14 protein-coding genes and 2 tRNA genes are annotated in these 14,101 nt (G+C 51.5%); 8 read left to right on the top strand and 8 right to left on the bottom strand.

The window, feature by feature from the left end; translation table 11 throughout:
• Nucleotides 1-48: 48 nt before the first annotated feature.
• Both SBI19_RS05660 and SBI19_RS05655 read left to right on the top strand, forming a co-directional pair.
• Nucleotides 49-378 carry a hypothetical protein gene (locus SBI19_RS05660; RefSeq protein WP_317965805.1) on the top strand — a complete coding sequence of 110 codons (330 nt, stop codon included), beginning with the start codon at nt 49-51 and terminating at the stop codon, nt 376-378.
• Between the two features lie 36 nt (nt 379-414).
• Nucleotides 415-642, top strand: a complete 228-nt coding sequence (locus SBI19_RS05655; RefSeq protein ID WP_317965803.1) for a hypothetical protein — start codon at nt 415-417, stop codon at nt 640-642.
• Nucleotides 643-1,085: 443 nt separating this feature from the next.
• On the opposite strand, the gene SBI19_RS05650 is transcribed toward SBI19_RS05655, so the two are convergent.
• Complete coding sequence (locus SBI19_RS05650) at nt 1,086-2,333, bottom strand: purple acid phosphatase family protein (protein ID WP_317965879.1); 1,248 nt, start codon at nt 2,331-2,333, stop codon at nt 1,086-1,088.
• Between the two features lie 148 nt (nt 2,334-2,481).
• Between SBI19_RS05650 and SBI19_RS05645 the strand changes: the two genes are divergently transcribed.
• The 3 genes from SBI19_RS05645 to SBI19_RS05635 are packed head-to-tail and all read left to right on the top strand — an operon-like array spanning nt 2,482 to nt 6,039.
• Entirely contained in the window at nt 2,482-3,345 is an 864-nt protein-coding gene (locus SBI19_RS05645) for a polyphosphate polymerase domain-containing protein (RefSeq protein WP_317965801.1), read from the top strand.
• 2 nt (nt 3,346-3,347) lie between these two features.
• Nucleotides 3,348-4,076, top strand: a complete 729-nt coding sequence (locus SBI19_RS05640; protein ID WP_317965799.1) for a DUF4956 domain-containing protein — start codon at nt 3,348-3,350, stop codon at nt 4,074-4,076.
• Nucleotides 4,077-4,089: 13 nt separating this feature from the next.
• Nucleotides 4,090-6,039 carry a CotH kinase family protein gene (locus SBI19_RS05635; protein WP_317965797.1) on the top strand — a complete coding sequence of 650 codons (1,950 nt, stop codon included), beginning with the start codon at nt 4,090-4,092 and terminating at the stop codon, nt 6,037-6,039.
• A 147-nt stretch (nt 6,040-6,186) separates the two neighbouring features.
• Here SBI19_RS05635 and SBI19_RS05630 read toward each other — a convergent pair.
• Nucleotides 6,187-6,273, bottom strand: a tRNA-Leu gene (locus tag SBI19_RS05630).
• Between the two features lie 171 nt (nt 6,274-6,444).
• Here SBI19_RS05630 and SBI19_RS05625 point away from each other — a divergent pair.
• Nucleotides 6,445-6,978, top strand: coding sequence for a 5' nucleotidase, NT5C type (locus tag SBI19_RS05625; protein WP_317965795.1), 534 nt, complete (start codon nt 6,445-6,447; stop codon nt 6,976-6,978).
• A 145-nt stretch (nt 6,979-7,123) separates the two neighbouring features.
• Here SBI19_RS05625 and SBI19_RS05620 read toward each other — a convergent pair whose 3' ends face one another.
• Nucleotides 7,124-7,399: a YkgJ family cysteine cluster protein gene (locus SBI19_RS05620; RefSeq protein ID WP_317965793.1), complete on the bottom strand. Its 276-nt coding sequence runs from the start codon at nt 7,397-7,399 to the stop codon at nt 7,124-7,126.
• Between the two features lie 63 nt (nt 7,400-7,462).
• Nucleotides 7,463-7,549 (bottom strand) — tRNA-Leu (locus SBI19_RS05615).
• 399 nt (nt 7,550-7,948) lie between these two features.
• Here SBI19_RS05615 and SBI19_RS05610 point away from each other — a divergent pair.
• Nucleotides 7,949-8,698: a divergent polysaccharide deacetylase family protein gene (locus SBI19_RS05610; protein WP_317965878.1), complete on the top strand. Its 750-nt coding sequence runs from the start codon at nt 7,949-7,951 to the stop codon at nt 8,696-8,698.
• Here the strand turns inward: SBI19_RS05610 and SBI19_RS05605 are convergent.
• Complete coding sequence (locus SBI19_RS05605) at nt 8,621-9,487, bottom strand: N-acetylmuramoyl-L-alanine amidase family protein (protein WP_317965791.1); 867 nt, start codon at nt 9,485-9,487, stop codon at nt 8,621-8,623. The genes SBI19_RS05610 and SBI19_RS05605 overlap by 78 nt on opposite strands.
• Nucleotides 9,488-9,628: 141 nt before the next feature.
• Between SBI19_RS05605 and SBI19_RS05600 the strand changes: the two genes are divergently transcribed.
• Complete coding sequence (locus SBI19_RS05600) at nt 9,629-9,880, top strand: YqzE family protein (protein ID WP_317965789.1); 252 nt, start codon at nt 9,629-9,631, stop codon at nt 9,878-9,880.
• On the opposite strand, the gene SBI19_RS05595 is transcribed toward SBI19_RS05600, so the two are convergent.
• The 3 genes from SBI19_RS05595 to SBI19_RS05585 all read right to left on the bottom strand — a co-directional run bounded on the left by SBI19_RS05595 (nt 9,871) and on the right by SBI19_RS05585 (nt 13,792).
• The gene (locus SBI19_RS05595) at nt 9,871-10,845 is read right to left on the bottom strand and encodes a hypothetical protein (protein ID WP_317965787.1); all 975 of its coding nucleotides are present in this window, start codon (nt 10,843-10,845) and stop codon (nt 9,871-9,873) included. The two genes, SBI19_RS05600 and SBI19_RS05595, sit on opposite strands and share 10 nt — an antisense overlap.
• Before the next feature lie 164 nt (nt 10,846-11,009).
• Nucleotides 11,010-11,978 (bottom strand): YqhG family protein, encoded by a 969-nt coding sequence (locus SBI19_RS05590; protein ID WP_317965785.1) that lies wholly within the window; start codon nt 11,976-11,978, stop codon nt 11,010-11,012.
• Nucleotides 11,975-13,792 (bottom strand): DEAD/DEAH box helicase, encoded by a 1,818-nt coding sequence (locus SBI19_RS05585; RefSeq protein ID WP_317965782.1) that lies wholly within the window; start codon nt 13,790-13,792, stop codon nt 11,975-11,977. The genes SBI19_RS05590 and SBI19_RS05585 overlap by 4 nt, the downstream gene beginning before the upstream one ends.
• Nucleotides 13,793-14,101 lie beyond the last annotated feature (309 nt).

The following is a 14,101-nucleotide window of genomic DNA, read 5'->3' as shown; positions in this document are numbered from 1 at the left end:
AAATCGCTTATAATTATTTCGTAAGAGTACGAGAGGGGGCACTAGACGATGGAGATTATGACGAACGACTTTATGAATCAGAAGCTTGTAGCTGCGAAGACGCATTTCGAGCGTGCGCTCGATTGCAAGCACACGGAATTCGATGATCTATATCCATATATGATTGAGCATCCGCAATTTTTCTGGTATAAGCGTTATGTCGCTTGGTCTGAACTGCTGACGATTGTTAATCTCGCTGAAGAGCTTGGGTTGGAATGGCGTGAACAGTTCTTGGATCACCAGAAGGATTACATTGCGAAGCGAGTCATGTCCTCTCGTGTGCTGGACGAATGGTATGAGACGAATGATTCCAAGGAGCATGTCGACAATATTGGATAATCGTCGATCTCGATCTTGCAAGGAGCGAAGAGCGTCATGATAACGGAAGAGCAGCTGGATGCGTTCCGTCAATCCGGCGAGCCGGTCCGCGTTGTACGTGACGGCTTGGCTGCGAACGATGTGTACGGCATTATTGTAGCATGGGATGATTCGAGCCTAGTACTGCGCAAGGTGAACAAACGTGTCGTGAAGCTGAGTCGAGACTATACGCTCGAGCGTGCAGCCGACGACCGCAGCGTCCCCGATGTTATGAGCGGTGAATAAGGGCGAATCAACATCATTAAACAGTAAAGGTTGAGCAGCGCATGCTGCTCAACCTTTTTTTTGTGCAAACAAAAGCTGTGCCTATCAGAGGCGCTCGGTTCCATTCTCGGAGAAAGCTTACACGCTCAATCGTTCATCCCACACCTTATTCGGGGTCCAGCAACTACTCGAAAGTATCGTCAATGGGCGGTGACAGAGGGGCACGTTCGAAATAAGTATGCGGACGTGGGGGCCGTATCTAGGCACAGCGAACAGGAGCTTTGCCGCAAGGTGGCAAGAGCGGGCGCCCGTTCATCCATACCTAGATATTGTCCTTGTGAGGAGTCCAGAGGTCACACGACCTTTGGGGCCCTCCCTTGCAGGGAGGGTTTGGGTGGGTAGAAACTCTTTAAGTAAAATCTTTTGAAGGCAATTAAAATAAGGGGTTATTAGGGGCGAAGCCCCTAATGCTGCACCGCAAATTGATCGATCTCTTCACCATCCGCTGTGTAGGCGGTATAGGTCAATTTATTGACCTCCACCGTAATCGCAGCGAACATCTGTTTATTATTTTGCAAATGAACCGCATGGTAGAACTGATCGTCCTTCTTCTCATTAAACTTCGGACCTGAAGTGTTCGTCACCACATAGACGGTACCTGTGTGATTGGGTACTGGCTTATCGGCTGCTCCAGTTACTTTGCCATCTCGGAGTGGATAGGAGCGGGAATATTCGTGATTATGACCCTGTAACACGAGATCCACCTTATAACGGTCGATGATGTCCGCCCATTCCTTGATTTTCTTATACGTACTGCCTCCATACATAGGCCGATGAATCGCAACGATCAGCCACGGCTGCTCCGTCTTCGCGAGATCGGCATCCAACCAGTTGGTCTGCGTGCTAATCTCTTCCTCTGTATTCAATACGGCTACATGCACCGTCCCATAGTCAAACGAATAGTTGCCCGTCACACCAGCAGCACCATTGTCGGGCACATTGAAGCGGGCAGTGAGCGGTGTCGCACCTTCCTTCTTCCATACATCATTGTTACCCACTACGGGCATTAACGGGATACTGGCCGCCCAGGGCATTGCCTGCTCGAACAGATAGCGCCAGCTGTCCGAATTATTGGCGTCCTCTGTGAAATCGCCATTATGAATGACGAATCGCGCATCCGGGTACAGCTCGAACGCTTTATTAAGCGTGCTGCCCCATAGCTTGAAATCTTGTTCGGTTACACCTTGAGAATCGGTCAAGTTCAAGAAGGTGAAGGCGCTCAGCTTGGCGCCGGTACTCGAGTCGCCTTGTTCTGCTGTCGTAAATTGTGCAGGAGAACTCCAACCGTCAGCTTCGCCGCTGCCTACGCGGTACGTATAGGTGGTGCCAGGCGTAAGGCCTTCTGCCTCGACTTTATGGGAACCAAGTATCGTGCCATCGATCTCGAGAAGTGTGGTCCGGCCTTGAAACGTTAGCGCTGCATCCGTATTCAACGCCGCTGCATCGGTGCCGGGTACGAGCTGAAGGATCGATCCGGCTTCCGAATCATCGGTCGTCCAAGCGAAAGCACGGGCTTCCGTTGGATCGCCATTGAATGTAGTTACGATCGAATAAGGGATTGCTGGGCGAGTTGTCCGTTGCTGCTGAAGGACGTATAAGATAACAAGCAGCAGAATGATAACGACGGCTATTGAAATGGTTTGAAGCATCATTCGCAAAGCATCTGCCTCCTAGCAATAAGTATTGAAGCTTACTATCGCATGTATGAAGGGTCATAATCAAATGATTTGTTAATGCATTGTAAACTTTTCAGCGTTTATTCAGCTAGCGATAAGAGTATTTTCAAGATGCGCACCTATAATGAAACACATCAAGGACACAACAAGCGAATGGAATGAGGTGACATCGATGACAACGATCGAACAACTGCGCTACGAAGGAATGCACGAATCTGAGCTGGAGCGCAAGGGAAACACGAACAACTCGCTGGCAGTTGAGACAGCGCCCGTGCAGGCACAGCGTTTGAAATTCCGTCATGAACTCAAATACTATGTGAACTTCCATCAGTACTTCATCATTCGTCAACGTCTAAGCGGTTTCATGGCAAGAGATAAGCATGCGGGTCCTACAGGAGAGTACCATATTCGCAGCCTCTACTTCGACGATGCGGAGAACAAGGCGCTGGCGGATAAGCAGGGCGGTTTGCGTGATCGGAGCAAATACCGAATTCGCATTTATAACGCATCGGATTCGATCATTCATTTTGAGAAGAAAATCAAGAAGGACGAGTACATCGCGAAGGTGAAAGACTCGCTGACTAGAGCGGAAGCGGATGCCATCATCGCAGGTAATTACGAATGCTTGAATGTTCCTTCGAAGCCGCTGCGAGCGGAGCTGTACAAGGAGATGACGCAGCGTCTGCTAAGGCCCAAAGTCATTGTCGACTATGTGCGTGAGCCATACGTAAACGTGCATGGCAATGTGCGAATTACGTTCGATAAGCAGCTGAGGACGGGTTTATATTCGACCGATCTATTCAACCCGAATCTGAGCACGGTCAGCACGCTTGATGAAAACCTCATTATACTCGAGGTGAAGTTCGACGAGTATTTGCCTTACCATATTCGAGATGCGCTGCAGTTGGAAGGCTTAATTCGGCAGTCAGCCTCCAAATATGTCATGTGCCGCAAGTTTCTGAAACTTAACTCATGGGAGGATCAATAATAATGGCAGCAACGACGACAACAACGGTGGCAGCAGCCGCTGATAACGGGGATACGCAAACGTTCTCCGACATTATTAAGAACTCGATTACGGACAACTTCGTCAATGATATCGACCTGTCCAAAATCATCATCACGATGGCAATTTCATTCCTGATTGGTTTCTTCATCTTCTTGCTGTACAAGCGGATATTCAGCGGGGTGTTGTACTCCAAAAGCTTTAACGTCTCGCTTATCGGGATGACACTTGTTACGTCGATGGTTATTATTGCGATCAACTCGAACCTTGTCCTGTCGCTCGGCATGGTCGGCGCGCTCAGTATCGTCCGCTTCCGTACGCCAATTAAAGATCCGACTGATCTGATCTTCCTATTCTGGGCAGCGGCAGCAGGTATCGTAACAGGCGCAGGCTTCTTCTCGCTCGCGATTGCAGGTTCGGTTATTATCGGTCTCATTATGTTTATTTTTATCAAGAAATCGACTTTCGAAACGCCTTATCTGCTCGTTGTCAACTGCGATGGCGATGACAGCGAGAAGACGCTTATGGAGCAAGTGCATGGCAAAGTGAAACGTTACAATGTGAAACAAAAAACAGTAACGCCGGGCAACATTGAGCTGACGCTGGAAGTGCGCGTGAAAGAGAAGGAAAGCGGCTTCGTTAACGCGATTTCGAGCCTTCGAGGCGTGAAGAGTGCGGTGCTCATCAGCTACAGCGGCGATTACGTATCTTAATCGGCGGTGCCTGATGAAATCGAAAACCGCTGTTCCGATTCTCGTCGCATGTATGGTGGCTGCGTTGATCGCAGCACTATTGTTCGATGAATGGCATCGGAGCTCCGACAACTCCGCGGTGACGGGCGGAGTCTCGGCTGCGGCAACTACCGAACAGCTGGAGAAGAGCGTATTCGTCAAGGACAAGGTCGTCGATGTGAAAATTACGCTCGATCCAGACGACTTCCAGAATATGCTGGACAATGCTTCGGCCGAGGAATTCAAGACCGCAACGGTCGAATACAACGGCATTAAGCTTGAGAATGTAGGCGTGCGTACGAAGGGTAACTTGTCGCTTCGTGCGGTTGTGCAGATGCAGGATTCGGACCGTTACAGCTTCAAGCTGTCGTTCGATGAATATATTTCGAGTCAGACGCTGCAAGGCATCTCGAAGATCAATCTAAACAACAACTACAGCGATGCAACGTATATGCGGGAGTTTCTCACGTATGAGCTTGCGAAGTCGATGGGATTGCCCACACCTGAATACTCTTACGTCAATGTCTACGTAAACGGTGAGCTTAGAGGGCTGTACTTGGCTGTCGAGCAGGTCGGCGAGTCCTACCTGAATCGCAACTTCGGCAATTCCTACGGCGCGCTGTATAAAGGCATCATGGGCAACGGCAGTGATCTGATCTACCGAGGCGATGAAGAAACGGACTACCCGGGTCTTGAGCGCAAATCGGAAAAATCGAATGGCAATGTGCTCGTCGATATGATCAAAAAGCTCAATGAGGGTACGGATATCGAGAGCGTCATCGACGTCGAGGACGCGCTCGGCTATATCGCGCTAAATGCTGTGACGGTCAATACCGACAGCTACATTGGCGGCAATAAGCAAAACTACTATTTGTACGAGAATAACGGGATATTCTCCATTCTTCCGTGGGATTACAACATGGCGTTCAGCGGACTTGGCGGCATGTTCGGAGGCGGCGGTGGAGGCGGAGGAGAGAGCAGCAACACCTCCAATATGATCGATGAGCCTACCGATGGCAGCGTAGAAGAACGACCGCTTGTCGCGAAGCTATTGAGCAACGAAACATACAAGGCTCAATACCATGAGATGATTCAAAGCATGATCGACAACTATTTGAATGACGAAACGTTCCAAGCGCGTGTGAAGCAGCTGCAGGAGCTGATCGCTGACGAAGTGAAAGCGGACCCTACTGCGTTCTACACCTATGAGCAGTTCGAGCAAGGTGTACAGTCGCTGCTGACGTTCACGTCGAGCCGAGTTGCGAATGTGCAAGGACAGCTGGACGGCACGATTAAGTCGTCCGGCGATGGTTCAGGCAATGGCGGCGGCTTCGGCGGCTTCGGAGGAGGCAGAAGGGGAGGCAACAACATGGCTGCGAATGGGGCTAATAATGCAGCGGTGCAAGAAGGCAACAATGCGCAAGACGGTAACAATGCACAGGGCAATGCGCCTGCCGCACAAGGCGGTGATGGGGCGCAGAACCTCAAGGCAGCGCAAGCGGATGTCAGCAATTCGCCAACAATCACAACCGCTTCATTAGACGCGAACAATAGCGGACTGAATATTCAGACTGTCGCAGTGGACGCGGACACGACCGACCAGAATAGTCAAGCAGCGCCAAACGCCGGCAATGGCGGTATGGATGGCCAAGCTCCGCCGGATGGCGGACAAGGCGGACAAGGCGGACAATTCCCTCAGGAAGGGCAATTCCCGCAAGATGGCGGGCAAGGCATGCAGGGCGGTTTTGGCGGCGAATTCGGCGGTATGGCGCCACCAGATGGTGCAAACTTCGGCGGCGGTTTTGGCGGACCTGGCGGCTTCGGCGGCAATACGGTTACGAATGTTAACCAAGGCAGCACGAAAGATGCCATTACGACAGGCTCGCTGCTGATCGTACTCGTACTGGCTATGTTCTTCATCGTGAATTTCCGTAAGAAGCATTAATCGCGAAAGCCGTTCAAGCGGTCCGGAACACCCGGCTGCTGAACGGCTTTTCTTTTTGATTATATCCAAAATAAATAGGTGAACATCTAAAAAAGCTCACGATTTGCTGAGTCAGCAATTCATGAGCTTGTCACTGTTATGCAAAGATGGTGCGGTCAAGAGGACTTGAACCTCCACGGTTGTTACACCACTAGAACCTGAATCTAGCGCGTCTGCCAATTCCGCCATGACCGCAATTTGTTGATGTCCACAAGGAAGATCATATCACTGATCAGCAATATAAGTCAACGTTAATTTCGGGCTATTACATTTATTCGTATTTTTAGATAGAATAGGAGATGGCATCGGTTGGCCGGTCCTGTGGAGAGGGCAACAAACCATACATAGAGATATGAGGTGATAGAAATGAAAAAAATCGCGATCGACATGGACGAAGTGATGGCTGATTTCTCGTCGAAGCATCTACGCCTATTCAATCACAAGTTTCAGGATTCATTGACGATTGAGGAACTGCAAGGGACGAGACTTCGGAACTTACGGCCGCATATGGCCGCCGAAATTACGGCTATTATTGACGAGGACAATTTCTTCCGTGACTTAAGCGTTGTAGAAGGAAGCCAAGAAGTGATCCGTGAGCTGAGCAAGGATTATGAGATTTATATTACGACAGCAGCAATGGAGCATCCGACCTCGTTCCATGGGAAGTATGAATGGCTGCGCGAGCATTTTTCTTTCATCTCGCCGATGAATTATGTGTTCTGCGGGGACAAAAGCATCATTAACGCTGATTACTTAATCGACGACAACTCGAGAAATTTCCGAGGATTCCGCGGCCAAGGACTATTGTTCACCGCACCGCACAACCGAGACGAAACCGGCTTCATCCGCGTTAACAGCTGGTATGAAGTGCTGGCGTTCTTCAAGAGCGAGAATCGTTGAGTTAAAAAGAAACAGCTTATTCGGCCTAGTGGGAGGTTGACCACATTGTCGAATAAGCTGTTTCTTTGTTCAAAAATCATTTTCGTTTCCATTTGCTATCTAATGAACCAGTCCAGCCGTGTCGCATACACGTTATTGGGACAGTTTATTTATTATCCGACGCAGAAGACGGCTTCGTCCATTCCTCCAGCATGCGAAGGATGCTGAACGCCTCTTCGTTCGTCTCTCCGCACGTATACTCCGCCGCGGTGAATCCGCCGCAAACGGCAGGGCGTTCGGGTTTGCCGAACAGCTTGCACTTGTTATCCGCTGTTAATTGAACGCAAGGTACGCCAGCGGGCTTGCCGCTCGGCATTCCTGGAATTGGAGAACTGATCGTTATGGCAATGCAGCAAGCAGCACATCCGATACGGCATTCCATCAGCGATCCACCTCCTAAGGTAATAAAAAAAGTTCCAGCTCATGCGCTGGAACCTCTTATAGATGGTGCGGTCAAGAGGACTTGAACCTCCACGGTTGTTACACCACTAGAACCTGAATCTAGCGCGTCTGCCAATTCCGCCATGACCGCACAAATGAACTGATGAAAACTAATATAGCATGTCCGATAAAGTGAAGTCAACGACCGAATAAAATTTTGTATTTTCAGACAGTAGACCCGAATAGGCCATGACGAGGTTTTCTAAGTGCGAAGCGGATAGCAGCCTGGATTTACAGCCTGCTGTCAGTACATATTTCTCATGAAAGGCACACACAATGAACTTACTTTGAGACAGAAGGCGGTGCCTTAATGATGAAATTTCGCAATCGATTGTTAAGCGATAAGGCAGTACCTCAAGCAGGATATGCACCACAACGGCCCACTAAGAAGCGGAAGCGACTAAAACTGCGTATTGCGTTTGCAACAATCGGTACATTCGTATTGTTGGCGTTCGCGCCGGCTCCTAATCTTACGAGCCATACATCAACAATGGCGCAAATACAGCCTAACCCTGTACCTGCTTCGAATGAGTCGAATGCCGCTTCGAAACGGATCGCGATTGTCATCGATGATTTCGGCAATGGGATGACGGGCACGGCAGAGATGATGAAGCTGCCTTTTCCGTTCACCGTCGCAGTCATGCCTTTCATGCCGACGACGAAGGCTGATGCAGAGACTGCGCATAAGCTTGGTCATGACGTTATCGTGCACATGCCGATGGAGCCTAATCGCGGGAAGAAGGAATGGCTTGGCCCCGGCGCCATTACGACTGACCTATCCGACGATGAGATCAGGAAACGGGTCGAGGCCGCCATTGATAATGTACCCTTTGCCGTCGGGATGAACAACCATATGGGCTCGAAGGTAACCGCCGACGAGCGGGTTATGCGCATCGTCTTGCAGGTGTGCAAGGAGCGCGGGTTATTTTTCCTCGATAGCCGTACGACGTTCAAGACCGTCATTCCTAAGGTAGCAACGGAGCTGAATGTGCCACTCGTCTCTAATGATGTTTTCCTGGACGATGTCTATTCCGTCGCACATATCTCCAAGCAAATCGGCATCCTGCGCAAGCATCTAGTGGATCATGAGAAATGTGTCGCGATCGGCCATGTTGGGCCATCGGGCAAGAAGACAGCGGCTGTGCTGCTATCCTCTACGCCTTCACTCCGAGAGAATGCGGTTATCGTCAAGCTCTCCGAGCTTGTTCGGCGCACCGGCGATCAGCAAATATTGCCGTAAACCAGCAGCTATCGTAACCGCAAGCTTCGTCTGTGCACTCCGATTCGTCAGCATGCTTCGATCTGCTGCATTCGACAGAAAGCCCATCTCCACGATGACGGCAGGCTGTTTGACGGACCGCAGCAAGTAATAAGGCTGACCTTGTCTAGGCAGATCATTCGTCTGTTGGAGCTGGTTGAGAGCGTCTTGAATGCAGTAAGCGAGAAGGGCGCTCTCGCCATTCGTTTGATGCAGTACAAGAGGGCCTCGTTTGGAACGGGATTTGGCCGAATTCACGTGCAGGCTGACGAATAACGTCGTCTCGATTTCTTCCGACAGCCCTTTGCGCTGGGATAGATCGCGGCGATGGCGCGAACGGGTGACATGCCAACGGTTATCTTCGCTTAGCGCATAATCGCCTGTGCGGTTAAGCACAGCGGTAATGCCTTGGCTGCGCAGCAGCAAATAAAGCTTCTGGGCTACAGCCAAATTGATATCCTTCTCGAGGATCGATCCGCTGGTCGTCCCGCCATCGATACCGCCATGTCCCGCATCGATCAGTACGACAGCAGACGGAAGCGCGCGTTTGTAGCGGGGAGGGGCCTCCGCCTCTTCCGTGCCAGTCTGCTTATCGGAGTTGGCAGGTGTAATTCGTTGATCTGGCGTTTCAAAGCTCCGATCCTGGTCAGCATCCGCATCAGCTGCCGGCGTGCTGCCAACAAGCAGCCAGCCAATAACAGCACATGATAAGCAGGCAAAGGCGAGTCGCCGGGCTGACGGATGAGGGATACGATGTCTATAGTGTCTCATTAAGGGACTCCTTCCTGCATGAACCATCATACTGTTATCGTGGCTCATCAGAAGGAAAGTCATTCATGATTATAGATAGGCGGAGCGGGGCACAATGATAATGTCAGCAATCGCACACTGATTAAGGGAGAGGGAACGGACATGGCAGATAAACGCGATGAATTCTTCAAATTTGTTGGCAAGCAAATTGTCGCTTATGTCGACCAGCCGGCAGAACAACGCGAGCAGCGCCGTCAGCTTCGGCAGGATGCGAAGGCGATGCGAGAGCCTTGGATGACACGTTGGTTCGGCATTGCACCTTTATCGATCATGTTCTGGATGAACGGATGGAAGAGCCGGCATGCGGAACATAAGCACAACCAAGGGCAATCTAAAGCACAAACTCATCGATAGAAGCTGCCCGCAGGGGACAGATCAGATAACCCAATATAACGAAGCTCGCTGCTGCGCCCGGTTCCTTCAGGATCGGGCTCTTCGAGCGCCAAATACAATGCGTTGTTCGACCATTGTTGGTAGCCTACAACTCCCCATACGAAAGTAGCGGTATGATCATACAGCTCGGCCACATAGCGGATGGGCGTATTCGCTTCGAGTGGTTTCGTTAACTGCTCGACATATTTGACCTTCATGGCCGTGTTCGTCAGCCAAGGCAGCTCGGCATAGATGTCGAACGACGATCCGTAATGGTCGCGATACACTTTAGACCGAATGCCCGCAGAGATGGGGAATGGCGCTGCTGCGGCTTTCTGTACGACTTTCGTGGTACTGCGCCATGTTGAATCGGTTGTTGGCAAAATATCCCCGGTCGCAGCGTCTGCAAACAGCACCTCTCGATCCGCAGTCACAATCCTCCAAACCGCAAGCACGCCGCTAACATAAAGCCGCTCCGCATGGAAGGAGGCTGTTTCTTTATCCGTACTTCCTTGAGCGATAACCCCTTGCCGCATAAGGGACAGCTTCAACGTTTCGGAATCGAACAGCGGCCGATTGCCGGCGCCATATTCGCCAAGTGAGAACCCGCCGCTTTCCGTTGCATGAACGATCATATATCCAACTTTATTGCCGCCCGCTGTAATCGATACATACCAGGAATGGGTGCCTGGCCCAAGCGGCTCGACCGTAAATTCAGCGCCGGACCATGCGGCGAACGGCTGCTGCTTGGCAAGCTCGTCCATCCAGGTCTGGATTTGATCGGATAAGCGTTTCTTCTCTTCCGGTGTTTGAGGCTTGATCGGCTGCGACGATTGAACAGGGAAAGCCTGCTGATCAGCCGAGGCGATTGCGAGGCTTGCCGTACTTGGCAGCAAAGCAGCGCATGCCACGATAACGAACAGCTTCTTCGTATGACGAAACCGCATAGTATCTCCGCCTTTCACTTCATATGAAGCCGCTTACGTTCCTTCTCATTGTAGTGGACAAGCTTCCGAGAACGCTGTTGGAAGCTGTCGCGCGGAAGTAAGCGGCATTGGTTCTATTTTTGCCGTAAAGCTGCGAAACCCGTCAGCCGTTTAGCGAATATAGCTTAATCGATGCCAGCCAGGTGAAAAATGCCGCAGTTGATGGCGGACGCTGTCACGCGAGGCTCGTACTGCCAACGAATTTCGGCTTGCCGCTTCTCGTATTGCTCAGCAATCGACGGTTTATTCTCTTCAAGCGCTGAAGCAATGAGCGGCTCATAATAATTCTGGATCCGCTCCAGCTCCTCATCCAGCCGTTCACGAGCTTGCGCTGCCCAGCTGTAATCCTGGCCCTTCAGCTTGCGCTCGATCGTCTGCTCGATGGTCGAAAGCGCTTTGCCAAGAGACAGTCCATTCTTCGTAATATGGACGTTCGGCGGCAGCTTCGGCGTCATCTTCAGCTCCAGCAGACGGTCGTGGAATCGCTCGACGCATTGTCCGGATGCAAGCGACACACCAAAGGAATACAGCTCTTCACGCTTGCGGTCGCTGGCGAATTCCACCTTCAGGTTGACGCCGAGCCACGCCGTATACGGCGTCGAATCATAAGGCATCAGATGCTTGCGTTCAGGCTCTTGGAACAGATAGACATAGCTGCCTGCGGCTTGGCTCGCATCGAACAGCTGATCCAATCTGCGCGAGCCAAAATGCATTTCTTCCCGCGGCATACGAATCGTATTGACCTCGCCATGGACGAAACCAAAGGAGCGGGCAAGCGCTGCTTCGGCTGCGGAAGCAAGAGGATCGTCCGGTTTCTGCTGATGTTTCTGCTGCGCTTGCAGCTGCTGTTGTTCAAGAGCGGCAGCCTCGGCGGCATCGTATTTCACACGGTCGGTGACCAGCAACATGGACATCGTCTCCGGATCGGCGCCGGTTCGATCGACGAAGCTCCAATAATAGGGGCGATTCGTTAATGCTCGGTCGGCTGCCGGCGATAGTTTCACTTTGAAGTGGGCCGGCGATTTCTCAAGGATGGTGCAGTCCATCGCGTCGAGAAACCGCTGCACATATCGGTGCACTTGACGCTCGTTCATTGGCTGGCCTCCATCGAGATCGTTTGACCAACCGCATCTAGCAGCCCGCCGAGTGCATCTTCCTCTTCGATGACGTCCGATTGGACCTCATCGCGGATGCGGTTGAGCGAATCGCCAAGACCGCTGATTCGACGTTGCAGATCGGTGCTGTCGCCTGCTTCTGCTACCAGCTTCGCAATCTGCTGCTCGATCGACAGCTCCTGCTTTTCGAACCTTTCGAGGATGTGATCCAGTTCGCCGATGACAAGCTCGAACAGGTTGATTTTCTCATGCAGAAGGGAAACAATATGCTCTTCAATCGTCCCAAGCGTACACAAGTTGTAGATCCGCACATCATGCTGCTGACCAAGCCTGTGAACACGGCCGATCCGCTGTTCGACGCGCATCGGATTCCATGGCAGGTCGAAGTTGATCATATGGTGGCAGAACTGCAGATTAATCCCTTCGCCGCCAGCTTCGGTTGCGATCAGCACCTGTGCACGTCCGCGGAACAAATCCATCATCCAATCCTTCTTGCCGCGGTTCATACCGCCCCGATATGGGACGGCGTACAAGCCATTCGAACGGAAGTAGTTGAGCAAATATTCCTGCGTCGCCCGATATTCCGTGAAGATGATGACTTTATCATCAATCTCACGAATGAGCTCCATCGCTTTCTCGGCCTTCGTATTGGAAGTGATGGCGCGAATGTTCTCGACGAGACCCCATATCTTCGCACGGAGCGGGGAATCCTCGGCTGTCTTCTTGAACAAATTAACGAGCGTCACGAAGACGGCGTCGCGGCTGGAGCATACTTCCCGCTGCAGGGTAACGAGCGACAGCATGCTGGCCATGTCGGCAATCGTCTCTACAACGCGCTCCTTGACGAAGGCGGTAACGCCATCGTACAGCGCCTTCTCTTCAGGCGACAGCGCAAGCGGGATGTTGCGAACGATCCGTTTCGTGAAGTGGATGCCGCCATCGCCGCGTCGATTACGAATCATGACGGCGGACAGCGCTTCTTGGAGCTGATCCTCATTCTTCGGCAGACGTTTGTCGACGACGAAGTTCGCCGCGAATTCGCTCTGACCGCCGAGCTGGCCGGGCTTGAGCAATGTAATGAGGTTATACAGCTCGTCCAGATCGTTCTGCACCGGCGTTGCGGTGAGGAGCAGGCAATATTTTTTGCTCATCTGATTGACGAATTGGTAGTTCGTTGTTTTCTTATTCTTCAACTTGTGAGCTTCGTCGATAATAAGCATGTCGTAATCTTGGGCTAGAAGCTTCTCGCGATGCGGGTCCCGCTTGGCGGTATCCATGGACGCTACCACGATGTCGTACTGCCAGGTATGCTCTTTCTTCTGGGCGACAGCGGAAATGCCGAACTTCTGGTTCAGCTCCCGTACCCATTGCAGCACAAGCGATGCCGGCACGAGAATGAGCGCGCGCTTCACCAGCCCGCGGACCATATATTCTTTGAGCACAAGTCCTGCTTCGATTGTTTTGCCAAGACCAACTTCGTCAGCCAGAATGGCCCGGCCGCCCATCTCGTGAAGCACTTTGCTGGCGGTAGTTATTTGGTGAGGCATCGGTTCTAACGATGGGAGACAGCGAAGACATCGCAGCTCGTCAAAGCTTGTTACCTGCTTCGCTTGTTCAGCCTCTACCGCCAATTGATAGAGCTGCCAGTTATCCCATGGGCCGTTGCGGTTCAATCTGGCTTGCAGCTCGTCGAACCAGGACCGGTCAAACTGCCATTCTACGAGCGGATGCAGCTTGCCTCTCGCGGCTGGTTCGGAGCGTGACGGATTCGTCGGTTGGTTCGGTTGCAGCATAGATGAGCTCCCTTCCTGCCACGTTGTGGGTATGTGATTGCTCTAGTATGGCCTTGCTTTCGGCAATTCATAAGAGGGTGGAAAGTCAAGGTGCGATATCGTGTGAAATATCGACATTGGACGAGCTTTCTTGAGCAAATTGCAGGATGGTGGCGAAAATGTGCATAGAATGGGTTAAATCGGCTTGTACACGCCATGTGTATCTATATTTAGTATAGTATAATGGTATTCGCACACAATATATGGTATCGACTTCATACAATATAGCTGATTCATACGGGCAGCGGAACACGAATTCGGGGAGGATGT

It is taken from the genome of Paenibacillus sp. CCS19 (genome assembly GCF_033239625.1).
In the GTDB taxonomy this organism is placed as follows: Bacteria; Bacillota; Bacilli; order Paenibacillales; family Paenibacillaceae; genus Paenibacillus_T.
The sequence above is the reverse complement of the archived record's forward strand: the minus strand, read 5'-3'. Positions and strand labels throughout refer to the sequence as shown.